A 24,227-nucleotide genomic window follows, 5' to 3' on the forward strand; every position below is an offset into this window, starting at 1 on the left:
AAGGTGACAGGCACCTTCCATCTTTTGGAAGGTGCCTGTCACCTTAAAACATCTTAGTATTCCCATTTCAAATGGGTCATAATACCCAAAACTACATTTTTCTAAATCTATCATTATTGCCTAATCAGATTCACATTCGGTATGCCTCAGCATTTACTGAAAAAATCTACTTAACAGCTCTATTTAGCTAAGTAAAAATTCCTTTGGAAAATGATTGATGTTCTTTGGTGGAGCTATATTAGAATATATTGATTGGCCCCTACAGTTTCCGGAGGTAAAAATTATTTTTCCTTTTGAATGGATGGGTTCCTATCTCCTTAAATGTGAAAAATTATGACTGAGTATCTGCCCCAATTTAATAGTTAAAAACCTGGTACAACACTACATTTCCTTGTAATGACTCTCTTCCCTAACCTCATAACCACATCTAACACATTTGCGAGAATATAAACTGATCTTGTGGTTCCCACGAATAAAGCAGATGATTGATTTCAGTTTATTCAAGTTCTCCCCTCCTAAAAAACTGGATATTCAAACAATATATTCTAGTTTTTGGAAACTAATCCTCCTAATTTTCACAAATACTCTTCGACATTTTCTTCCATTTAGGGTGACAGGCACCATCCAGAATTTGGATGGTGCCTGTCACCCTAAAATGGTAAAATATCCATATAAATTTATATTTTTAAGGGGGCTTTTCACCTAGAAACCTAACCAAACTTTTCAATTCAACTAGGCACAGAATTACATCACATGGAGGGGAAAAATATGAGGAAGTTCCTATCAATCATTCTATTACTATTTCTTATCGTGTCTCCTACTATTTCTCATGCGGCGGCTCCGTTTAAAATCACGGTTTCAAGCTCCACATTAGAAGTCGGGGAATCTACCAAAATCAAGGCCACAAACAGCGGTAAGCAAAAAATCACCTACACAATCGGTAATAAAAAGATCCTTTCAATTAAAAGTGGAAAAATAACAGCAAAGTATCCTGGAACGACTAAGGTTACCGCTAAGGCAGGAAAGAAGACTTCATCTGTAACCATCAAAGTCCTTCCTAAAGTAAAAAACATAACACTTAAGACAAAAGAGATTTACATTAATCAAACCGTCAAATTAAACCCATATATTACATATGAACCATCACGCGCAGCCGTTCCAGCCGTTTCTTATAAAATTGCTAACATGAAGCTTGCGAAAATCGATCAAAAAGGAAACATCACAGGGCTTGCTGAAGGAAAAACCAAACTAACCATCCAAGCCGGAAAAATGAAAAAGTCATTTGACCTTGAAGTAAAATATGGGGAAATCTATTGGACCAAATCCGTGGACGAATATTTTGATGCATACGAAACGACTTCCTCTTGGTCCCACAACAACCTCATGTTTACGATCAACCGTAACGTTTATGATGCAAGAAACGGGAAATTGGTAAAAACATTTAACGATGGAGATATCGATTTTTATCCTGAGGGCCTTGCTAAAATTAATATGAATGGAACGATGGAACTATACAATCAAGGAATAAGAAAAATCAACGAATTCGCTTACGACCCTGACATGTATATGGGAGGCAGCTCACCTAGAAGAGGAGACTATAGCAGAAGATATACAAGTGACGGGAATGTTATTTTTAACGAATACTATGACACCATTATGGTAAATTTAGAATCTGGTGAAATTGAGCAGATTTATGAAAAAGATAATTATGGTTTTGGGCAATACGTTTTACTAGAGGTAACACCAGATGAAAATACTGTCGCGATTGCTAGTGAAAATGATATCTATTTGTTTAACAGAGAATCTGGCAATCTTGAAAATACCTATTCTGTTGATAGCGATGGTGTTAGCGGCCTAGCATTTAGCATGGATGGAAAATATATGACGGTACTTCATGGAGACTATGGCGATGACAACACCATTGTTGATGTTATTAATCTGGAGACATCGCTCGCAGACTACACCCTTACCGAGCACACCGATAAAGTAACCGACCTTGCCTACAGTCCAAATGGAAAATACCTAGCAACAAGCAGCGTCGATGGAACCATTCAAATATATGAAACTAGCAGCTACACAAATACCCGCTCACTAGTTACTTCATATAATAAAAGAATGATCAAGCTAAGAAGAGACCCAACAGAGGTTTGGCAAATCTCCTTCAGTCCAGACGGGGAAAAACTACTAGCCCTCTTCGAAACCCGCCTATCAGACGAACCGGAAATCGTTCTTTGGAATACACGAGAATTAAAATAGATGTTTACAAATTTTGGTAGGTGCCTGTCACCCTGATCGGGTGACAGGCACCTACCTTTTTTAAACTAACATATTAGCTCCTATTCTATTTGTTTATAATAAGAGTAGGTCCAACTACTTTTATAAAAATTTGAGGTCATTTCACAAATCTACTCATATTTTTTCAATCGGCATATAGTCCTTAAATTTACCGTTAAAAAGAAAATTCTACCTACTGACAAATTTTTGCATCTACAACCAGCATGATTGCATTATTTTTTAAAAAAACTTGCCCCTATTTAATTAATCAATGTATCTATTTTTAAAAACCTAGTATTACCATGCTCAAAAGTAGAAAACTGCAATTTTTTTAAAAAAGGAGGCTAAAAAAATGGTAAAAAACTCAAACTTAAATAACCTCTTAGATTCATTAGCTAAACAATTCAAAGAAACAGATACTTATAAAAACCTCCCTCCTTCTGAACAGGAAAAAATAAATCTTTTAATAGAAGGTAAGCAGGGGATTCCAAATCCAATTGAACCAAAACAAAGACCATTAAAAAGAGTTTCTAAAACAACTACCTATCAATTAAAGGTTTCCCTGAAGGACACTCATCCGCCAGTTTGGAGGAGAATTGTCGTTCCTGGCTATATCACGTTCCATCAATTACATCAAGTCATTCAGACTGCAATGGGATGGGGAGGTTATCATCTTTATAGTTTTGAAATTGAAGACGTGGAAATCCAATTACCAGATGATGACTTTGGAATTCCTGATTCTTATAGAGATATTAGAAATGCGAACAAAGAAAAGCTAGGTTACTGGATTCATAAGGAAAAACAATCCTTCAATTACACCTATGATTTCGGAGACAACTGGGAGCATAAAATTATTGTTGAAAAAATGGAAAAAAGAAACGAACCGCTCGAACATCCTCTTTGCATCAAAGGAAAACGAGCATGCCCACCAGATGATATTGGCGGAACGACCGGCTATTCTCAGATATTGAATATGCTTGAAAACAAGAATAACGGAACCGGTAATGAAGATGAATGGCTGAAGGAATTAGAGGAAATGTTTGGAGAGTTTGAACAAGATGAATTTGATTTAGAGGAAGTCAATTTATTGCTTGAGGAATTGGAATATGAATAAACGGAAGCCGTGGATGTAAAAAATTTTGCATCGCGGCTGTTTGGTTGGGTGGGACAAGGTGACATGTAGCCTCTTCCGGTATTAGGAACATCGCGACGGGCCACACTACCTCTATTTTCTGGAACATCGTGACGGGCCACTCACTACCTCTATTTCAGAAACATCGTGACGGGCCATACACTACCTCTATTTTCTGGAACATCGTGACGGCCACACACTACCTCTATTTTCTGGAACATCGTGACGGGCCACACACTACCTCTATTTTCAGGAACATCGTGACGGCCACCCTATCCCGCTGCACCCCAAGCAACCATCCCTACTCCCCACTCAAAACAAAACCACCTCACTTAATTCGCCAACCCACCCCGAAGTTGACTCACACCAAACTCCAAATACGCCTTAAGGCAGCTCAGCATAAACACCCACCCCTCTTTCTGATCCAATAATCTCGCTACTAGCTCTGGATCATTCTCATCAAACCCATCCTCAACCACCTCGATAATGGTGCTCGAAGAATCCTGCTCCTCCAACACAATTGTTACCACCTGTTCATTCTCCGATGGTCCCCACTTAAACACGATTTTCCGATTTTTCACAATTTCTACAACTCTAATGTCTAATTCAGCATTGTACAAATCATACTCCAAATATATCGTCTTCCCTTGCTCCCACCTCTCCGAACTCAACGAAAACCAAAAGTTCCCGATTTTCTCCGGATCTACGAAGGCTTCAAACACTTCATTTGCAGGCCTAGATATTCTAAATTTTGTAGTTATATTCATTCATGACATCCCTCTTTTGTTTTACTCATATCATTCATCGTGTCCGAATCGCCATACCCTATACCTTTGGATGTCAAAAATAGCTCTTAAAAAAGCCGCCTAATCAGGCAGCCCAATTTTCAAACAAACGTTTAATTTGTCCCAGCTATCACAAGATCCGCTCTCTCATGGGGTTTATGGGCCTTCACATAAATATCCTCCGCAACCATCCAATCCTTCTCCCAACGGTCACGAGCTTCTTCCCCATCACGTTCTAGCCCCCGGGACAGCCTTGTTTCCCTCGGGGTTTCCACCCAAATGGTAAAATCATAGTACTCAAGCAACTCATTTCGAGTCGAATAAACTCCCTCTATTATTACAATCCCACCAACAGGAACTTGATGCCATTCAGCAAGAGCATCTTTCACCCAATCATATCGCTGATAATTTCCCTCCTGGTCCCGACTAAGTGGCTCAATCACCTGGTGTAAAACTCTTCTCCAGTCGCAATCTGCACCAACTGGCTTTTCCTCCGGCGAACCAACCACCTTTTGATTCGAAGGCAGGTAAAAATCATCCATATGAACGACCGTTACTCCTGGAAGATTTTCTTTTAACCTTGCAGCTAGTGTGCTCTTTCCAGAACCTCCGCAACCATCGATTCCGATTAATAGAGTCGCTTGTTTTCTAGGGAAATGTTTAATCTTCACCATCAATTTATAAAATGTATTCACATTCATTCACATCCCATCCCGATAGGTGACCAATGGAGGTGACTGGTACCCAATCTAATCCTTTATATTTAATGATTTTCTCACTTAAAAGAAAAACAGGCATCATTTTATTGACGCCTGCTTTCCATATTACATTTAAGTAAGTTTACTAGATTAAAGGATATATAATTTGTAAATAAGATGACCTTATAGGTGAAAAAATTAATGTTGTGGTGGATAAATATTAATTGTATATCCGCCATCATCTATTAGTTTAGGACTATGTTGTGGTGGATATATTGCAGAATCATCATAATTAGTACTTACTGCAGCTATACCTAAAATCCCTAAAATAATTAATCCCTTTACCAATAACTTTTTCATTACAATTCCTCCCTTATATATTAATAAAATTACTATAATAAACCCCATTACGAAAATGATAAGAGTTTATCCATTTCCTTTTCAATTAACGATATGATTTTGGTTTTATTCTCCAATTTTAATAAAAATAGGCATTTTTCAAAAGACGCTTTCCCTTTTTCAATTTCACCTAGTTTTATTAAGTTCTCACCCGTCTGGTAATAGAACTCATTTAAACAATATAGAGATTCTTCATTTATACAAAGATTGATTCCCTGTTGACAATAAATTAATGATTCATTATATTGGCCTAATTGTGTGAAAACTTGTGATAATCCAAACAATACTCTTATTTTAACTTTTGGATTTAGAATATGTGGGAGTTGGTCTAGATTCGTAAGCGCTTCTAAGAATATAGGAAAAGCACTTTTATAGTCTCTACTCTCAAATAGTAGGATTGCTATACTATTTAATATTTCTGTTTCTCGTTCATTTAAATTGTGTTTGCTCGGATTAGTAATTTTTATCGCTTCATAAAGAAAGCTTATCGCTTTTTTTAAATCACTTTCTATGTAAAACGTAGATATGCCTTCATGCCATAAAAGGTACTGTTTTAAATATCCTATATTGAAGATAGGATTTAGTTTTTCCTTTTGAACAATATGATATATTGCATGATAATTTCGTTCTCTCTTATATTTTTCTATGATTTGAGTTACTGCTGTTGAGTAATTAATAGTAGACTTTGATGCCACTTCAAAAAAGTAAGAAAGCTCAATATTAAGCTTTATTCCTAATTTATGAAGCTGCTCGATCGTCGGATAAGCCTTCTCCTTCTCAAAAGAAGCAAGCTCTTCCACTGTACAGATCCCATCAGCTAATTCTTCAATGGTCATACTTTTATATTCACGAAAGGATTTTAGGATGTCTCCTATCTCGTATTCCAAGTATTTCCACTCCTTATATTTTACTATATAATAGAAATATACCATAATTATGAATATTTAGAAGTTATTATTCATGTTTTTACAAAAAACGTTACTTATGCCCTATGATTAATTTACTGTTTTTTCATTAATTATACAGTTCATCCTAGTCAGAATATACCAGAATCCACTTGTGCTTCCTAGTAAATTTTTTTATAAATATCAGATCGACCGTATTAATATGAATCACTCTTATTTTGGTAAAATAAAAACCACTCAACGAAAGGGAAACAGGTGATATTTATGGGAAAAATCCAAATCAAAAGAATCTACGACCCAAAGGTAGAATCTGATGGTTATCGGATATTAGTGGATCGACTTTGGCCTCGTGGGATTAAAAAGGAGGCAGCGGCCTTGACAGATTGGTGCAAGGATGTAGCTCCAAGCCATGAACTTCGAAAAGAATTTGGACATCAAATGGAGCGCTTTGAAGAATTCCGCGAGAAATATCTGTTTGAGCTTCATTCGGATCCGCAGAAATCTCTAAAAGCTGACGAGCTTTGTCAACTCGCGGCAGAGGGAACAGTTACGCTACTTTATGCTGCTAAAAATACAGATCAAAATCACGCGATTGTTTTACGTGAGGAGTTGCTTAGGAGAATAGAAAATCAGTAGGGTTTTGATTTTAGGCAACCCATGGGAAAACCGCAGACACAGCTTCCCGTTTTCAGGTATAATCGGTTTGAGGTGCGTAAAATGAGGAGAAATTTATGGTTGAAGCTTTCTATAGTGTTAAATTTGGTTTTAATAGTAGGTTTGGTTTATGTGGTAAATAAGGCAGATTTAGTTGAGAATAAATCTACTAAAATACTGAATAAATCAACTGTTTATCCAAAATATGAACAAAAGGTTTCATTATTTAATAGTTTAGTTACTAGGGAAAAAGTAGATGTAGTCTTTATAGGTGATAGCCTAACTGAAAGAAGTTTGTGGAATGAAATTTTTCCGGATAAAATTGTTGTCAATAGAGGGATTGAACGCGACACAACTGCTGGAGTATTAAAAAGGTTAGACGATATAAAAAGGCTTCATCCTGATAAAGTATTTTTGATGATTGGCATAAATGACCTCAACTTTGGTGTAAAAGTAGACAAGGTTTTTGAGCGTTATAGTTCGATAGTATCCACTATCCAAAAAAACTCTCCAGACACGCAGCTGTATCTTCAAAGCATTCTCCCAGTTGATGATGCAAGAAATAACACAAACAACCGTAGCATCGATTTGCTCAATAAAAAGATTAAGTCTCTAGCTACAACAGATAAAATTACTTACATTGACATAAACAGCAAACTAAAAGGAAAAAGAAAAGGCCTAGACCCCAAATACTCAAATGACGGCCTCCACATCATGGGCAACGCCTACATAATCTGGGCCAACACCATCCGCCAATACATAGAGGAATAAGGGGAAGCATGGGGACGGTTCTTTGCTTCCTGAGTTGGGGGACAGGGAAGCGCGGGGATGGGTGACAGGCACCTTCTATTTTTTGGAAGTTAGGTTGAGTGAGGTGACAGGCACCTTCCATTTTTTGGAACCACGAGAGCAACTGGACTATTTTGGGGGTGAGGTATTGCGTAAGGCTTATGGGTTTCAAATAGTAACGAGTTAAAAACTACTTTTTAAGGGGTTTATATGATGATGAATTCAAAGCTATTTTATGGGGAAAAGGTTAAATTAACAGCGCCTAGAGAAGAAGATGTTGACATCTTAGTGAAGTGGGGCGATGACGAGGAGTATCTAAGGAATGTAGATACAGACATGGCTTTGCCAAAAACGAGAGATCAATGGGCAAAGGAAGGAAGTACCGGTTCCAATGCTGTTTATTTTCGACTTAGAACGATAGATAATGATGAGCTCATTGGATTCGCTGCTATTTATGGGATTGAATGGAATAATCGTACAGGAGTCTTATCCATCGGGATTGGCCAGTCTGTTCATCGAAGTAAGGGCTATGGCTCAGATGCAATAAAGTTGATTCTCCGATATGCCTTCCATGAATTAAACTTGGATCGCGTCGGATTGGATGTTATTGAATATAACACAGGTGCTATAAAGGCATATGAAAAGGCTGGATTCAAACTTGAAGGAAGAAAGCGATCAATGGTCTATCGCGACGGAAAACGATATGATCTTATTCTTATGGGATTGTTACGTGATGAATGGGAAGCAACGCAGAGATAGGGAGGTGACAGGCACCTTCCATTAAATGGAAGGTGCCTGTCACCCTAGTTTTCGTCACCAAAATGGCCATCACTCTAATCCCCATCAATCAAATCAACTAAACCTTAATTGATATGTATGAAAGAATAGTAGAAAAAATGCAGAAGCATTGATTGGAAGCGCAGGGACGGTTCTCTGCTTCCTTTTTAATAGATTTGGAAGCAGAGAACCGTCCCCATGCTTCCTATAAGGAGAATAAAAAACATGCTAATCCAATGTACAAAAAAATTGCAGGATCAGTTAAAAATTAAACCTTCCGCTCCCCCTGAGGAAAATCCTTTATTTTCTTGGCACGCTAATTTAATCACCTTCAACCGTAGAAAAACGGTGGTTCTGATGAATGATCAGAATCGCTACGCAATTGTTTTATTTGGCTTAAAAGCAAAGGATTTTGCGCATTTTGATGATCTTATTTTATCAGCCATACAGGCCACTTTTCGTGAAGAAGACTTCAAAGATGAGGTTATTGAGCAATTTATTAGCTACGCCCCACAAATTACCTATGCGAAAACAAAGGATAGGTCTTTAGTATCTAAGTTAAATCAAATCTGTGATTTTGTTTATTATTTAGATGATTTCCTTGACTCTCAATCTATTTCACAACCAGCCCTAAGTGTAAGAGCTAGTCGCTTTATGTCCGGTGATGGAAAATACTCACATCAAGAGATGTTCAAGGATTTAGAAAAATTCTCAGGCAGACGTATTTTCGATACAGAAGCAATTCAAATCAAAGTAACTCTTCTAATGGAGCAACATCATGTCTATAGAAGACTAATCGTTCCACTTCGTTATACTTTTAAACAACTCCACGAGGTTTTGCAGGTTGCTTTTGGATGGCATGACTATCATTTGCATGAGTTCCTTATTTTCGACAATGAATCAAAACTACCAGAACCCATGTCTATCAACAACTCTGCTCATCATCCTGAAGGGAAAAAACCAATATTAAGTATCGTATGTGATGAAGAGGCTCTTAGCTTTGGGGATGAGATTCCTATGAAATTAGAAAAAGGAATCAAGTTATCCGAATATCTGCCAAAATATCGATCACTACGCTATAATTACGACTTTGGTGATAATTGGAGACATGACATTGAGGCAGAGGATTTCATTGAGGATTATGAAAAAATTTACCCCGTATGTCTCGAAGGAGAAGGAACCACTCCCCCAGAAGACGTGGGTGGTGAATTTGGATATGAGGAGTTTTTGAAAATCATCTCTGATAAAAACCACCCCGAACATGACCAAATGGTTTCATGGGGCGTAATGCAGCAATATAAAGACTTTAATATTGTGATGGTGAATATGATGTTGAAGGGTGAGTTTTCTTAAAGAAGTATACGGTCGGTTCTCCGCTTCCTTTTTTGGAAGCGTGGGGACGGTTCTTTGCTTCCTTTTTGTGAAAACACGGGTGGAAGCGTGGGGACGGTTCTCTGCTTCTTCTTCCAGAAGCATGCCTGGAGTTCAGAAGAGGGTGGCCGTCCCATGCTTTCCTAGTAGCCTAGCTGGAATTTGGAAGAGGATGGCCGTCCCCTTGCTTTCCTAGTTGCCTGGACGGATTTTGAAAGCGCACGAACCGTCCCCTTGCTTTCCCAGTTACCTGGACGGATTTTGGAAGCACACGAACCGTCCCCTTGCTTTCCCAGTTGCCCGGATGGATTTTGGAACCGCACGAACCGTCCCCCTGCTTTCCCAGTTGCCCGGATGGATTTTGGAAGCGCACGAACCGTCCCCCTGCTTTCCCAGTTGCCCGGATGGATTTTGGAAGCGCACGAACCGTCCCCTTGCTTTCCCCCTTGCTTTCAAGCTTTAAATATCAAATTAGCAGATACCCCGAAAATTCTTGCGGCCTGGCGCTGTGATATTCCTTTGATGCCTTTTACCTTTCTTAACACTTCATCTCTATTTGCCTTTGGCATGCTCTTTACCTGTGCAATCTCAATATTGCCAAGTACCCTCTTAATCAGTTTTCTTGCCTCTTCATCCGATAACGTGACCCTTATTAAAACTGTGTCATCTAGACATTTAGCGTTACTTTGTCTTTCATTAAACTCTTTGAATCTATTAATCGCTACTGTAATATCAGGGGAATATAGATGAAGAATATAATTTTTATCCAACAGATTCTTAGGATAATTTTTCCCGCCGTAGTACTCCATACAACTACTCCATTTCCATTCATCAACCCGCTTAACAATTCCAGCTTTTAAAGGATTCTGGTGGATGTATCTTGTAACCCTAAGGAAATATCGGAGGGTTTCTACGTTTTCACTTCTAAATCTATCTTGATAGAGATGACCTGATGTTTTGTATTTACAGTTATAGTACCAGGCGTAGCTTACACCTATCCGTTTCATCGTTACCGAGATTTCCTCATTCCCCTCCGCCACCAGCAAATGAACATGATTATCCATCAAACACCAAGCATAGATCTTAATTTCCACCATCATTTTATACTTAAGAAGAATCTCAAGATACCTTATTCGGTCCTCTTCATCATGAAAAATATCCTGCCTATTCGCTCCTCTCTGTATAATATGGTAAATTCCATTTCTACTTTTAGTTCTAGCTTTTCGAGACATTTGATCACCTCTTATTGGAATAATGTGGTGCGGAAGCATGGGGACGGTTCCTTGCTTCCTTTTTGAAAGGAAAAAAAGAACAGTTCTTCGATTCATTGCTTGGGGAAGCAAACAGTTGTACATACCTTTCCGTTAAATCATGAAAATGAATTTTGAGTATGATAGGGGATACTAAATGGAACTTTTGTGAATTGGTTGGTGGATTAATTCGTATTTTGAAGAGTGTGTTGCTGGTTTTTTTGGAAATTGGAGTAGTTTAATTGATTACTTAATCAGGAAAATAGAGAGTTACCGTGGTGGTGTAAAAGGGCTTTGAAACATTTAAATCGAGGGCTAGAATAATATTTCTATGAATTCATATTATTTTCCTTCCTATATTTTTATGGGTTTTAAATCGCGATAAAGTATAATGACAAACTGGATAAGGAAGCAGAGAACCGTCCCCGTGCTTTCCCCGTGCCCCATGCTTTCATATATAAATCACCAATATTCTCCTCCCCTGCTCTCTGAGATCTTATGAAGCAATTTGCAATGTAATAGACTGGTTAAGGAACCGAGGGAACGCCCCATTTCCTCTTCATACGAAAGGTAGCTCCTTCTACATATTGTTAAATTTAACGACTAATCAATACCCAAAAGGAGCATACCTTTTCTTTTTTTCGTAGCTATCTAAGGGCAGTAACAAGTGATTTCATTCTACCCTGCCTCGTTTTAATTAGTTGTTGCAACATCTTCCCGCGAATGCTTTTCTTAATTAGGAAGCAAAGAACCGTCCCCACGCTTCCTTAAAAATACTTAAATATCCACAAAACAATTAAAACTAATTAACAAAACATGCATAAACGTTTATAATTTATAGGTAAATGGAGGTGTTTCCTATTTATCAAGAGGAGCGTTTGTTAAGAATACTGGATTATCTTAAAGCTCATAACCAAGTCTCAAACCAGGAGATTTGTAGCATGCTTAACATTTCAAGGGATACTGCAAGAAGAGATATTATCAAATTGGTTGAGGAAGGAGCTGCAATTAGAACCCATGGCGGGATTGCGTTGCCTCATTTTAAGGAAGAAATAAAAGCATATAAAGAACGTCTAACTACGGCTTCAAAGCAGAAGCTTCTAATAGGAAAAAAGGCTTCAACCTACATCATGGATGGAGAACTGTGTTTCCTTGATGTCTCAACAACAGTGAAATTTTTATGTGAAAATTTAAAGGTAAGATCAATTATTTACACCCATTCACTTGATAATGCAGAAGTTTTATCAACCAAGGCAAATGCTGAAGTTCACTTACTTGGAGGAACATTAAATCAAAAAAATCGGTTTTTTTACTCTCCCGAAATTATGGTACAATTGAATGATATTTATTTTGATAAAGTATTTTTGGGAGCTGCAGGGCTGTTAAATGATGGGGTATATTTTGCTAATCAGGAAGATGCTTATATAAAAAAAATTGCAGCGAAACGAGCAAAACAGGTCATTTTACTTGCTGATTACGAGAAATTCAATAAATCCAGTCACTATAAGGCAATGTCATTTTCTCATATTGATACTTTGATTACAGATAAAGAGCCACCTCAAGAGTTTATTGGAGTATTGAAAAATCATAAAGTAGAAATTGAAATAGTGACAGAGGGAATTGAAAAATAAATGGTACGAGTTGCAATAGATATGCACGGGTAATTGTAATTTTTTTAATAAAATTTGTCTTCCATCACCAACCGGGAGTTTCTACACTCTCAACCTTGGATGTACAACACGAGCATGTGACTGAAAAATTATATAAAGGAAGAGATCGAATGTTGAAACTTAAGGCTGTTTTTAGTGATATTGATGGAACCTTACTAAATTCCAATCATCAAATTACGAGTGAAACGAAAAAAGAGATTATTATGGTCGTTAAAAATAATGTTCCATTCGTGCTAGTATCTGCGAGGATGCCTAGAAGTATTTTACAAATTCAAAAAGAGTTATCCATAGATTCTCCTATTATATGTTACAGTGGTGCCCTAGTACTTGGAGCTAATGATAAAAATGGACAAAGAAAGATTATTGATAGTACTAGTTTATCCAAAGAGGATGTTAAAGAAATTTTTAATATAATAAATACTTTATATCCAACAATTAGTTCTAGCCTGTATAGCCATGACCAATGGGTTGTTAATGACAATAATAATGAATGGATTATACAGGAAAAAGAGATCACAAATATTATTCCAATTCAACGCGATTTTCTCTCATTTATTGAAGAAACTACTGATTTTCATAAGTGCTTGTGTATGGGAGAACCAAATGTTATTAATCAACTGGAATCAACATTAAAAGAAAGATTCCCTAATCTAAACATCTATAAGTCTAAGGATACCTATTTAGAAATCATGCCAGGTAATGCTTCGAAATCTAATGCTATTAAAAAATTGGAGAACCTATATCATTTTACCAGTGAGGAAATCATGGCCGTTGGAGACAACTTTAATGATATGGACATGCTAAAATACGCAGGTTTAGGAATTGCCATGGGAAATTCACCGGACGAAGTAAAGACAATCGCTGATGAGGTCACTTTCAGTAATGATGAAGATGGCCTGAAATATATTTTACAAAAGTACTTTGGGTAGGAAGCAGGGGGTCGGTTCTCTGCTTCTTTTTTCGAGTGGTAGGAAGCAGGGGACGGTTCTCTGCTTCTTTTTTCGAGTGGTAGGAAGCAGGGGGACGGTTCTCTGCTTCTTTTTTCGAGTGGGAAGCGTGCGGTCGGTTCCTCTTGAGAAAAAAACAAGGAAGAAAACAACCATTCTTCGAAGAAACGTCATTTCCTTCCTTAATAATGTTATATTACAATAGATTTCCTTTAATAAATGATTTTTGTTGTTTATAATTTTTATGAATAAAGTTATTGGAGGAAAATAATATGCAATTACTAAAGAACTCATCAACCATGTTTAAAAGTTTTATGAGTATAGTACTAATTACATCTTTGTTTGCTGTCGGCCATTCTGTCAGCGCAAACGGAAGCGAAACGAATAATCAATTCATGAAGGCCAAAGCTACCAAAATTGTACAAAAAAGGTATAAAAACATCTCCAATCTAAGATATCCTCAAGTTTCTGGTCTTAAAAGTAAGACAGCTGAGGCGAAAATTAATATAACTTTATTAGATTCTATTAAAAAATCATATAAAGAATATCTTGCATTAGAAAATTTCAAAAAAGACTTTAACGGGTCCACCTACGGACCAGGTCCAGAGGATCTATACCATAAAACTACATATTCCGTGAAATTTAATGATGGTAAAATATTGAGCGTATTATTTAAGACTGATGAGTTTGCTGCTGGAGCGCGCAATCATATTTCGCTCAAATCCTATAATTTTAATATTTCTTCTGGCAAGCTAATTAGTTTTGATAGTATTTTTTCTACAGATAAAAAGAGGAAAAATCTAGTTAACTATATTAAGAGTTACAATAAGAAATACAAGAAATTTCCAGGAACATTAAGCTATAACAATATAAAATCAATGAGCGTATTTGTATACACCAATTCTGGCATATCCTTAAACTTCCAAGAGTATACAGCTTATATGAGTTCAGATATGCCAATAATTAAAATTCCAAAGTCAATTTATAAATGAAGCATGGGGGCCCGAGTGGAAGCATGGGGACGGTTCTTTGCTTCCTTCTCCGGGGAAGCGCGGGGAGAAGCATGGGGACGGTTCTTTGCTTCCTTTTGATAAGAAACGCCCAAAAATCCTCATAAATAACTAGGAAGAAAAAAATCATTGTTATATAGATAAAACAAGGGAACGCCTCTTCTGTTCCCACTCCTCTTAAAAAGCACAGATTCTTCACGGTGTTTCAAAATTTCATATTTTACAAATCAAAAAAAAGGTTAAAATGAAGATAAAAATGAAATGATCAGAAATGGATGAAAAACATGAGCCAGAAAAAGAAACGAGTACGATATGAACTAGACGCTAATGGTATTGAAACTTTATCAGACGAGGAAATCAAGATCATTTTACGAGGAGCAGACCCGCTAATCATGAGTGGCGGCCGTTCGATGTTAACCAAGATCCTCGCAGGCTCCAAAGAGAAGAAGATTCTGGAGCTACATTTAGATGACAGTCCAGTCTACGGTTCTTTCAGAGGAATAACCCAAAAAGAAATCCTTGCCAAAATCGACTGGATGATCCTTCATGATTATTTAGCAATTGAATATGACTACCGTTTGCCTGTACTAGTGTTTACAGACAAAGGGTGGGAGATTGAAAGGGAAACCTATGCCAATGAATTGCTAGAACAATTGAGAGGTGCGGCTGAGGGACAGCGGTATGAATTCGTCGAAACCTTAACAGGGCGCGACCGTGGTATGATTTTACTTTTACTAGATAAAATTGCAGCTTCTGGTGACAAAAATTTCATTCCCATTTTGATGGCTTGGAAAATGATTGAGTGCAAAAAATTAAAAGCGAGAATCCAAGAGGTTATCGATCAGTTAGAAAAAAGCGAACATGTGCAACAAAAGAATAGCGAAATGGAAGTTATTTCCTTTGCGGCCAATAAAAGGTGGCTTTCTATTCCAGTAGACACTCGCCGGGAATTAGAGAGGAATGTATGGTGTTCGTCCTGTTGTAATGTTGTACAAATCGTAAAGTATCAGGTCAAGGAGGATCGTGGCATTATTGAGTTGCATGGTAAGTGTAAAACATGTGGGCATGATGTGGTTCGTGTCTTGGACTAGGGAAGTTGGCTTTGGGGAAGGTTTTGAAGTAGGAGAAGTTGGGCTTGGGGAGGAGGAGACTGTGCCTTGCTTTTTTGTAAAAAAAGTAAAGTCGGAAAATTCCCCCGGCTTCTTTGTGAAAAATGGAAGCAGAGAACCGTCCCCTGCTTCTTCCCTGCTTCTTGGGGAAAAGGAAGCAGAGAACCGTCCCCATGCTTCCCAGCTTCAACTACCTCGGATAAACCCTTTCCACACTGTATATCTTCCAGTTTGTTTTTTTAGACAGGGATCCGCATATGATCATTCCTGGTTGGAAAAGGGGAAGGATTCCTTTTGGTATGGTTGTTTTATACGTCTGACCGGATTTATCGTCGATTTTTACTAGATTCACATACTTGGTGGTGACGGATTTAACTAGAAAATGACCTTCTTCTAACGAACCAGGAACTTCACCATTTTCTAAGGTACGGCGGAGTTCTCCCAGGCTGTAGGCAAAATCGTACCTTCTTTCGCGATACGGTGTATAAGCTTCAAGAATTGCAATTGACTGTAATATACGCACCTCTAAATCCTTCACTAGCTGCTTTACGATAGATCCATAGGTTGTCCCATGTCTTTCATCAAGCCACGCCGCAAAGCTTTTGACCACCGTAAAAAATCCCTTTGCCTGATTTTCCGTTGCATCAAAGTTGAAATCCAGGTAATAATAGGCGAGCAATGCTTCCCATTGTTCCGGAAGAATCGTTGTTGTGCGGTTGATTCCTTCCTCGACAAAAAAATAGGAAATCACCTGCACCCCAAGTCGGTACTTATAAAAGGTATTAGCTGACCTCCCTGCTCCTTTTTCCTGAAAAAATTCAAGCAGGTCACGGGCATATGCATTTTTCATTTCATGAACAGGAATGCCCATCTCATCCCATAACTCTATCTCCTCCTGCGTCCAGTCCACCATAGGATTTACTGGACTCTCCAAAAGGGTAATAACTGATTCTCTTTTTTCCCGAAGTGTCGTAAATGGAGAAAGCGGCAGGTTCAAGGCCCGCCTAATCGTATTATAATCGGCAGTCCATCTTTCCTTGGACTGTTTTCTAGTGTTTTCATAGCTTACAAATTCGGCCTCCCGAAGCCATAGCTCAAGTTCATCAAACCTCTTCAATGCAACCATTTCTGTCGGTGTTTTTCCCTCGAATTGTGGTAGTGGCGAGTTCAGCTCTTGGTTGATGACGGCCTGATGGGAAAAGAATGCGAAAACAGATGGCACACCTTCATCCAATGCCACACTATAGTTTTGCATTTGGATCCTTACAGGTACCTTTTGGCTCTCCTTCTTTTCTTTGATGAAGACAGCTTCTGGAATATCGTCCAAAAGCTCTTTGACCTCAGTCACAGTTTCTTGTTTGATGGATTGAAAAATTAACTGATTCCCTTTGATTTCTAAGAGCCCTTCAATTTCATTTAAATAGACCGAACCCTTAGCCAGATTATCATCATATCGGTAGCGTTTGGACACGATACTACCTCTTCCTTTTTGTCCATCCCACTCATCCATTACAAGTAGACCAGTCCTGTGGATAGCATTCATCACAACATTGATGTCACTCATCGAATAATAGAGCTTGGTTTCCACCAATTCCTTCGTTTCTCCGTCTGACAAGTCCTCCTTTTGAAACAAGACTCCTATAATTTCTGGGTAAAAATCAATGGCTGTCTTTCCATAGGAATCCCCTGTTTTCTCCAGACAGCTTCTAAGTAAATTCTCTGCCTTCTTCAATTCACCCGGTCCTACGATGGCAGCCACACCATTCATAAAATAGCCACCATCCCATTCTTCCAATAGGCCAAAAAGCCCTCCCCAAGGACGCGGCTCTGACAATGTTTCACAATACGGCATATGAAAGCGTTCATGGGCAAATAGATCCTCCACAAGAACACCTTGGTCGTTAAAATCGACATGCTGAATCAAACGCGGTACAAGCGTCTCCCAAGCTTGAGCCATTCGCTGCAGCGCCGGTTCATCCTTCCGTCCCCTATTCCGGTTATACCATTCAATCCCCCGTAATCCACCAAACGCTGGATTGCGATAAAAGAACACCAACCAATGATCACAAAATCCTTCCCAGATATCATGCACACCAGTCCGTTCCCTAAACTTCCTTTTAAGTGACTGATATTCCGAAAAAGAAAAAGTCCCAATTACTTCATCCAATAAACGTTCAACCAACCGATTCTTCATCTGAAAAAAATGCCCCTGCTTCACTTGCCCCAGCTCAACCACTTTTTCCTTCTTCAAACAACACTGCTTGTACTTCCTACCACTACCACACGGACAAGGATCGTTCCTTCCAACTGACATAATTATCATTCCTTTCACGGAAGCATGGGGACGGTTCTTTGCTTCCTAATGAAGCATGGGGACGGTTCTTTGCTTCCTTATGATTTAGTAAGTAAGGCACGAGGAATGCCTCTGATCCCGCTCACTTTAGTAGAAATGCAAAAATCATCACTCTGTTTCTTCTAATAAGCAAAATATTAAACTTTTTCCACTCGTAAGTAATTTACAAACTAAATATACGAAACACTTGGCTTCTTCGGGTCTCACCATTTACAAATAGTATCTAACAACTAACCTAGAGCCAAACCCTTTCGTTTCAACATTGCCAGATTTAGGGTCAGGAAGCTGAATTATTTCATCACCAGGTACCATGCTTTTATACATTGCCCTACAGCAGCTTGCCATTCTTGCATTCTTTCCTTTATGATCCCCTAACATTTTATGGAGCGTACCACTACGAATTTCTATACTACTCTCACCATATTCTCTTGATTCCCTTTTCAGATTCTCAATCTCTTTCATAAAATCCTCAAGCTTTGGAATCTCCATCTCTCCAACCCCATTTTCACTTTTTCAAAATTGTATCACAGACACCTTTTTGTAAGTCAAGATTGTGTCTGTGTGTTGTGTTTTGTGGTGTGTTTAATGGAAACGAGGGAATGCTTCTGGCATGCAAAATTGAGGAGAACCCTACGATATATATTAATTTTGAGATAATAAAAATACTAAAAGAACCACACAATTCGTCCCCGCGTCATGATTTAGCCCTGGAACTTGGAAGCAGGGAACCGTCCCCATGCTTCTAGCCATGCTTCTAGCCCTGGAACTCGGAAGCAGAGAACCGTCCCCATGCTTCGGAAGCACAGAACCGCCCCATGCTTCATTTACTAATCTTCACCAACTGCTTCACCGATGAATTAGTATAATCTCTTGTCATAATCAGCCCAACGTTTGGAGCATAATATTTCCTTTGTTTAACTTTTTTAGATTCTTCTAATACAACAACTACATTTTTAAATGTTCCGGCTTTCGTTTTTACGGTTTCTTTAGTAGATATATATTTACAAGTATTACTTCCACAACTCCACTTTTTCCCTTTCTTTATTGGATAGGAAAGCAACTTTATGTATGAACTATTTTTTTTGAAAAAATTAGGGTACTGGTAGAGACCGTTTTTCGATTCTTTGTACCCAATAATCGAATAGTCGTCGGCGTTCATATAAGACCAATCTCCCCAACCCTGTATCCCTTTTGCATTAGTTTCGGTGAAGATCATAATTCTATTATTGGAGTATAGATATTCCTTCTTCGGATTCCAGGAATAGCTTACCTTTGCTTCTGTTATTTTCGGTTGAATCGTAAAGGTAAATATTAAAAAAAATGCAACTAACACTCCTAAAATCTTTCTCATGATGTGATCTCCTCTGTAGTTATTTCGATCTATAAGTATATTAACATATTAAATTAGAGGAAAATATGGAGAAAATGAGGGGGATACCCCATCCGTACCCACAAGTATTGAATAAGCGTCTTTAAACTATAAATATTAAATGAATCACTAGATTTCTCACCGCCAGTCCCATATAAAAAACAGAGAGCCCTAAAAATAAGGCTCTCAATTAGCTTTTGTTAAGAAAGGAAATATAGCCCCCAACTCTACTTTACTTGAATTCGGAAGCAGAGAACCGTCCCCATGCTTCGCGCACGAACCGCCCCCATGCTTCCCCTATATCACACCCACTGCCCAAATTATGTATACATTTTTTCCCAATTGTCTGTTATTCTTGTAATTAGATATCTAAAATGGCGGAGGGCTGGTCTGGGTGAGTAGAAAGGTGCAATTAGATAAGAAAAAAAAGAAACGCACATGGCTGAGAGTTACAGGGATTGTTATTCTATTGTTGATATTCGGCACGGTTGCCTATGGTTTTTCAATTTATAAGTCGTTAACCGATACGGTGGAAACGATGCATCAACCGATTGATCGTGATAAATCGGAAAAACGGACGGAAGAAGTGACATTAGAAAAAAAGGATCCTTTTTCTGCGCTTTTGCTTGGAGTAGATGAACGTCAAGGAGATCGAGGGCGTTCAGATTCCATGATTGTCCTAACCGTTAACCCAAATAATAACTCTGTAAAAATGGTAAGCATTCCACGTGATACGAGAACTGAAATTGTTGGATATGGAACAGTGGATAAAATTAACCATGCCTATGCCTTTGGTGGAATAAAAATGGCAATAGACACAGTTGAAAACCTCTTAGATATTCCGATTGATTATTATATGCAAATCAATATGAAAGGTTTTAAAGACATTGTTGATTCAGTTGGTGGGATAACTGTTAGTAATAACTTAGACTTCACATACGATGATGTTCACTTTCCAAAGGGGGATATTACTCTTAATGGTGAAAAGGCATTGAAATATACTAGAATGAGATATGAGGATCCAAATGGGGACTTTGGGCGTCAACAAAGACAACGTCAAATTATTCAAGAGGTCATACGGGAGGGCGCAAGCTTATCTTCTCTAACAAACTATGATCAAATTTTCAAAGCCTTAGGGAAAAATGTTAAGACGAATTTAACATTCAACGAGATGATTGACATCCAAAGGAATTATAAAACGGCCGGGAATAATATTTCACAGCTAACAATAGAAGGCCAAGGAAAAATAATCAATACAATTTATTATTTTTTGATTTCCGACCAAGAAAAACAAAAAATCCAGAAGGAACTAAAAGAACAATTGGAAATTAGCTGATTGAAAATAGCTCTGATGGGTGACAGGCACCTTCCAGGAACTGGAAGGTGCCTGTCACCCTTAACTCACATTTCTTCCGTTCCAACCCGTATTGAACCACGATACATCCCGAAATTTCTCAATTCTTGAAAGAACTACTTTCAGCACCTTATTGATTGTCTTAAAACAATTCCATTATAATTAAACTATAAAAGATATTTGGAAAAATTATATTAAAAAAAGAATGACTCAATATATTATTCTTATTATCAAAATAAGGAGGAGTATCCATGAAGATAGATAATAAGAAAAATAAAATTCAAAATAAATACAGTGAAATTATGAGGCAGAAAGGAGAAGAAATAGAACATACAAAAAAAATATTAACAGTTGTCATATTCTTAATAATTATTATTATATTGTTTTCGATTATCGATTATAATCCAAGCCATATTATGTGAAACGCGGGGACGTATCTCGTGAAGGGTGACAGGCACCTTCCAGGAACTGGAAGGTGCCTGTCACCCCGATGTTCAAAAATATTAAGAAAAGTACTCAATTTTCACAACATACAAACATGCTTGAATTGCCCAAGTTATAAGGGATTCCAAGCTTTTTCTGTTCTCCGACTGTCAAAGACAGGATTATTAGTAGTTTATTGGGATATCAATAAATCGGTCATTCGCTTACTGAAAATTCTATGAAGATAAAAATCAACTTTAAAACATAAAAAAATGCTCAAAATTCATTTCGAACTTGAGCAATAATGGAAAAGTAATCAGACTTAACAGGGGGATGATAATTCCGTTCTACGTTCCAACCCTTATTGAGACATGAGATACGTCCCGGTGTTTCAAAGTTTAACGGACCTTGATTAAAAGAAGCAAAGGACCGTCCCTATGCTTCCTATGAATGCAATCAAGATATCTTATTAGAACTCAGAAATATATTAATCTTTTTATCTGTTTCATTAGATGAGTTTCCGAGCCAAATTAAATGTCCCCATGAGTCAAGTAGGAAAAGTTCTGAAGAAGGAATATTTTCATGAGCATAATATGCATGTTCTAAAGGGACAGAACCATCATGCTTACTATGCATAATTAGGGTTGGACAAGTGACAGCTTTTAAATCATCAATAGTAATATCATTTACTTGAACTAGGTCTATCATGAAGCCATAACCTGACCGTTGGCGATTATTCATTTTTCTAATCGCTTCAACATCATCTTTATTTATTTTTTCCCTTGCTTCAATATACTTTAGATTACTGAATGAAGAAAACATTTGTTTAAATATAAACCTGGGGAAAACATTATTTATAGAAGATATCAATTGCCATGTGAATTTTTCAACTCTTGGATTAAATAAGATTCTTGCAGCTTTGTATTCTTTATCCTGCTGCGTTAGCCAAGTTTTTGAAACTGCGGATTGCAATGTGAGTGTACAAACACGGTCAGGGTATTTCGAAGCAAAATAAATCGCACTAGGACCACCTGCAGAAATACCTAGTAAGTGAACTTTTTCTATTTTTAAATGGTCTATTAATTTGGCATAATACGCACATGCTATTGAAAGATTTTTTCCAGCTGCTTTAGATGTCCCTCCATACCCAGGTCTTGAAGGGGTAATTACTAAGAAACCATTCTCCTCTAAAGCCTTATACCCAAATTCTTCATTGCAGTTCGAATGTCCCCCGTGCAAGACTAAAATAGGTTCTCCTTTCCCAATGATGGAATATTCTAACGCAACCCCTTCTAATGAAAGTCGCTCAATTTTTCGATTCATAAAGTTCCTCACTTTCTTGCGGAAGCACGGGGACGGTTCTTTGCTTCTTTTCAGGTTAATTACGAAGCAGAGCGTCCCCACCGCTTCCTTGATATACAAATTTTCTCATAAAACGCGGGGACGTATCTCGCGTTCCAACCCTTATTGGAACATGAGATACGTCCCGGTGTTTCATTTATCTTCATTTTCATTAACCCAACTTACTATCAATGGAATTAAAGGTACTATTTTCCTATAACTCTATTATAAGTGGTGCATATTGGGATATCAATGAATCGATCAACAGTATCTGAAAATTCCACCAGATAAAAATCAAATTTAAACATAAAAAATGCTCAAAATTCATTTCGAACTTGAGCAATGAAGGAAGTATAAATAGGATTAGACAGAGCGATCGTCCAACCCATATTGAAACACTAGATACGTCCCGGTGTTTCCCCAAAACAAGTTATAAACGGATTACCCAGTCAGATTTCATTATCACTGATGAAGTTATGTATATGGCCTATGAACATCATGACACCCATTTGTTCTTTTCAGCCCATTTATGATTCAGATAAAATTGAACAAGTGTTGTAAAAGTAGCAAGTTTGAAGCGATACCCTTTGCAAACAATAAAAAGTTTCTCTCAACCGTCAAAGAGTTCCTTTTAATTTAAAAGATCTGAAATGTGTTCATTCTATTCTGATGTCGAACAAATGGAAATCATCAGGTCAAAATGCAAAAAGTACTGACATGAAGTGGTTTGTAGACTGGATGAAGGATTGTAACATGGAGACGGTTCTGAGTGATAATGAATTTCAAAAAATATATTGTTCTAAGACAACCCCTTCGCCCTATAAATTGAAATTAAGGGGGGATTTGCATGGAACATGATAAAATAAAAGCGACCTTGAATGAAGTAAATTCTCTTGATAATTCTCAAAAACAATCTTATAAAAATATGAGTTATTTAATAGCCGAAGATATAAACAGGAAAAAAGGAAAGGCACATAAAACAATAATACAAATTGGCCATAATAAGGAAAATATTATTCACCTTACATCAACTAATAAAAATCACAAAACAAATTACCCAACTGCTCATGATAAGTTAAATAGTTTAAAATTGAATGCTAAGGTATCCAAAGAATTAGAAAATGATATTAATGATGGCATTATCAATAGTACCCACATCACTGATATCTTAAAGATTTCAATTGGTGAAGAGTTGGCTAAACTAAATAATGATGATCAGCAAAAAGTAATAAATAAGATCATTAATAATCGAAATGAAAGAAATTTAATTAATTCCGAGGTAGTGGCCACCCAGTCTCTATTAAATAATGAAGACAATAATACTCAGATAATTGAGATATGGTATAGAGGTGTTATTCGTTCCCTTGAGCAATTCATTTTACAATTAGAAGCTGGATTAAAAATATATGAACATCTTCCAATACAGCAACAAAATTACCTATTAAATAACTTCGTAAAAATACAAGAATTATTACAGAAATACATGAATGAGTTGGATTTGGTAGATAAATGAAAATCCTACTTTTTCATAATTGGATATAAAACACGGGGACGTATCTCGCGTTCCAACCCTTATTGAAACATGAGATATGTCCCGGTGTTTCCTCCCGGTTTTTC

23 protein-coding genes are annotated in these 24,227 nt (G+C 37.4%); 13 read left to right on the plus strand and 10 right to left on the minus strand.

Annotation, left to right across the window (positions count from 1 at the left end):
* The first annotated feature begins 768 nt into the window (after positions 1–768).
* A complete protein-coding gene (locus tag BQ6100_RS18470; protein WP_075983005.1) occupies positions 769–2,256 on the plus strand; it encodes an Ig-like domain-containing protein in 1,488 nt (495 codons plus the stop codon).
* A gap of 370 nt (positions 2,257–2,626) precedes the next feature.
* A complete protein-coding gene (locus BQ6100_RS18475) occupies positions 2,627–3,388 on the plus strand; it encodes a plasmid pRiA4b ORF-3 family protein (protein WP_084780481.1) in 762 nt (253 codons plus the stop codon).
* Positions 3,389–3,738: 350 nt separating this feature from the next.
* Here BQ6100_RS18475 and BQ6100_RS18480 read toward each other — a convergent pair whose 3' ends face one another.
* The 4 genes from BQ6100_RS18480 to BQ6100_RS18490 all read right to left on the minus strand — a co-directional run bounded on the left by BQ6100_RS18480 (position 3,739) and on the right by BQ6100_RS18490 (position 6,175).
* Positions 3,739–4,173: an SRPBCC family protein gene (locus tag BQ6100_RS18480; protein WP_075983006.1), complete on the minus strand. Its 435-nt coding sequence runs from the start codon at positions 4,171–4,173 to the stop codon at positions 3,739–3,741.
* 131 nt (positions 4,174–4,304) lie between these two features.
* Positions 4,305–4,865 (minus strand): uridine kinase family protein, encoded by a 561-nt coding sequence (locus BQ6100_RS18485; RefSeq protein ID WP_390622422.1) that lies wholly within the window; start codon positions 4,863–4,865, stop codon positions 4,305–4,307.
* Between the two features lie 222 nt (positions 4,866–5,087).
* Entirely contained in the window at positions 5,088–5,249 is a 162-nt protein-coding gene (locus BQ6100_RS21330; RefSeq protein WP_159433174.1) for a hypothetical protein, read from the minus strand.
* 47 nt (positions 5,250–5,296) lie between these two features.
* A complete protein-coding gene (locus BQ6100_RS18490; protein WP_075983008.1) occupies positions 5,297–6,175 on the minus strand; it encodes a helix-turn-helix domain-containing protein in 879 nt (292 codons plus the stop codon).
* Positions 6,176–6,457: 282 nt separating this feature from the next.
* Here BQ6100_RS18490 and BQ6100_RS18495 point away from each other — a divergent pair, with 282 nt between their 5' ends.
* From BQ6100_RS18495 to BQ6100_RS18515, 4 genes are all read left to right on the plus strand, one after another.
* On the plus strand, positions 6,458–6,829 hold the full coding sequence (locus BQ6100_RS18495) for a DUF488 domain-containing protein (RefSeq protein WP_075983009.1): 372 nt from the start codon (positions 6,458–6,460) through the stop codon (positions 6,827–6,829).
* 99 nt (positions 6,830–6,928) lie between these two features.
* Positions 6,929–7,618, plus strand: a complete 690-nt coding sequence (locus BQ6100_RS18500; protein ID WP_159433175.1) for a GDSL-type esterase/lipase family protein — start codon at positions 6,929–6,931, stop codon at positions 7,616–7,618.
* Between the two features lie 231 nt (positions 7,619–7,849).
* Complete coding sequence (locus BQ6100_RS18510) at positions 7,850–8,395, plus strand: GNAT family N-acetyltransferase (RefSeq protein ID WP_075983011.1); 546 nt, start codon at positions 7,850–7,852, stop codon at positions 8,393–8,395.
* A gap of 243 nt (positions 8,396–8,638) precedes the next feature.
* Positions 8,639–9,766 carry a plasmid pRiA4b ORF-3 family protein gene (locus tag BQ6100_RS18515; RefSeq protein WP_075983012.1) on the plus strand — a complete coding sequence of 376 codons (1,128 nt, stop codon included), beginning with the start codon at positions 8,639–8,641 and terminating at the stop codon, positions 9,764–9,766.
* 161 nt (positions 9,767–9,927) lie between these two features.
* Here BQ6100_RS18515 and BQ6100_RS18520 read toward each other — a convergent pair whose 3' ends face one another.
* Positions 9,928–10,107, minus strand: a complete 180-nt coding sequence (locus BQ6100_RS18520; protein WP_141770167.1) for a hypothetical protein — start codon at positions 10,105–10,107, stop codon at positions 9,928–9,930.
* Positions 10,108–10,236: 129 nt separating this feature from the next.
* A complete protein-coding gene (locus BQ6100_RS18525; RefSeq protein WP_235816550.1) occupies positions 10,237–11,112 on the minus strand; it encodes a transposase in 876 nt (291 codons plus the stop codon).
* 767 nt (positions 11,113–11,879) lie between these two features.
* Here BQ6100_RS18525 and BQ6100_RS18530 point away from each other — a divergent pair.
* The 4 genes from BQ6100_RS18530 to BQ6100_RS18545 all read left to right on the plus strand — a co-directional run bounded on the left by BQ6100_RS18530 (position 11,880) and on the right by BQ6100_RS18545 (position 15,752).
* Positions 11,880–12,665, plus strand: coding sequence for a DeoR/GlpR family DNA-binding transcription regulator (locus BQ6100_RS18530; protein WP_235816551.1), 786 nt, complete (start codon positions 11,880–11,882; stop codon positions 12,663–12,665).
* 149 nt (positions 12,666–12,814) lie between these two features.
* Positions 12,815–13,633 carry a Cof-type HAD-IIB family hydrolase gene (locus BQ6100_RS18535; RefSeq protein ID WP_075983015.1) on the plus strand — a complete coding sequence of 273 codons (819 nt, stop codon included), beginning with the start codon at positions 12,815–12,817 and terminating at the stop codon, positions 13,631–13,633.
* A 290-nt stretch (positions 13,634–13,923) separates the two neighbouring features.
* A complete protein-coding gene (locus BQ6100_RS18540; RefSeq protein ID WP_075983016.1) occupies positions 13,924–14,643 on the plus strand; it encodes a PdaC/SigV domain-containing protein in 720 nt (239 codons plus the stop codon).
* A 302-nt stretch (positions 14,644–14,945) separates the two neighbouring features.
* Entirely contained in the window at positions 14,946–15,752 is an 807-nt protein-coding gene (locus tag BQ6100_RS18545) for an RQC domain-containing protein (RefSeq protein ID WP_075983017.1), read from the plus strand.
* A gap of 208 nt (positions 15,753–15,960) precedes the next feature.
* Here the strand turns inward: BQ6100_RS18545 and BQ6100_RS18550 are convergent, their stop codons facing one another.
* The 3 genes from BQ6100_RS18550 to BQ6100_RS18560 form a co-directional block, all read right to left on the minus strand.
* Positions 15,961–18,084 (minus strand): YecA family protein, encoded by a 2,124-nt coding sequence (locus BQ6100_RS18550; protein ID WP_097677931.1) that lies wholly within the window; start codon positions 18,082–18,084, stop codon positions 15,961–15,963.
* Positions 18,085–18,333: 249 nt separating this feature from the next.
* Entirely contained in the window at positions 18,334–18,612 is a 279-nt protein-coding gene (locus tag BQ6100_RS18555; protein ID WP_075983019.1) for a hypothetical protein, read from the minus strand.
* A 331-nt stretch (positions 18,613–18,943) separates the two neighbouring features.
* Complete coding sequence (locus BQ6100_RS18560) at positions 18,944–19,474, minus strand: hypothetical protein (protein ID WP_075983020.1); 531 nt, start codon at positions 19,472–19,474, stop codon at positions 18,944–18,946.
* 412 nt (positions 19,475–19,886) lie between these two features.
* On the opposite strand from BQ6100_RS18560, the gene tagU reads away from it, so the two are divergent.
* Together tagU and BQ6100_RS21335 are read left to right on the plus strand one after the other, a co-directional pair.
* On the plus strand, positions 19,887–20,828 hold the full coding sequence (gene tagU, locus BQ6100_RS18565; protein ID WP_235816552.1) for a polyisoprenyl-teichoic acid--peptidoglycan teichoic acid transferase TagU: 942 nt from the start codon (positions 19,887–19,889) through the stop codon (positions 20,826–20,828).
* Between the two features lie 269 nt (positions 20,829–21,097).
* Positions 21,098–21,268 carry a hypothetical protein gene (locus BQ6100_RS21335; protein WP_159433176.1) on the plus strand — a complete coding sequence of 57 codons (171 nt, stop codon included), beginning with the start codon at positions 21,098–21,100 and terminating at the stop codon, positions 21,266–21,268.
* Between the two features lie 457 nt (positions 21,269–21,725).
* Here the strand turns inward: BQ6100_RS21335 and BQ6100_RS18570 are convergent, their stop codons facing one another.
* A complete protein-coding gene (locus BQ6100_RS18570; RefSeq protein WP_075983021.1) occupies positions 21,726–22,592 on the minus strand; it encodes an alpha/beta fold hydrolase in 867 nt (288 codons plus the stop codon).
* Between the two features lie 865 nt (positions 22,593–23,457).
* On the opposite strand from BQ6100_RS18570, the gene BQ6100_RS18580 reads away from it, so the two are divergent.
* Complete coding sequence (locus tag BQ6100_RS18580; RefSeq protein ID WP_075983023.1) at positions 23,458–24,123, plus strand: hypothetical protein; 666 nt, start codon at positions 23,458–23,460, stop codon at positions 24,121–24,123.
* Positions 24,124–24,227 lie beyond the last annotated feature (104 nt).

The organism is Bacillus massilinigeriensis (assembly GCF_900117315.1).
Classification (GTDB): Bacteria; Bacillota; Bacilli; order Bacillales; family Cytobacillaceae; genus Bacillus_BE; species Bacillus_BE massilionigeriensis.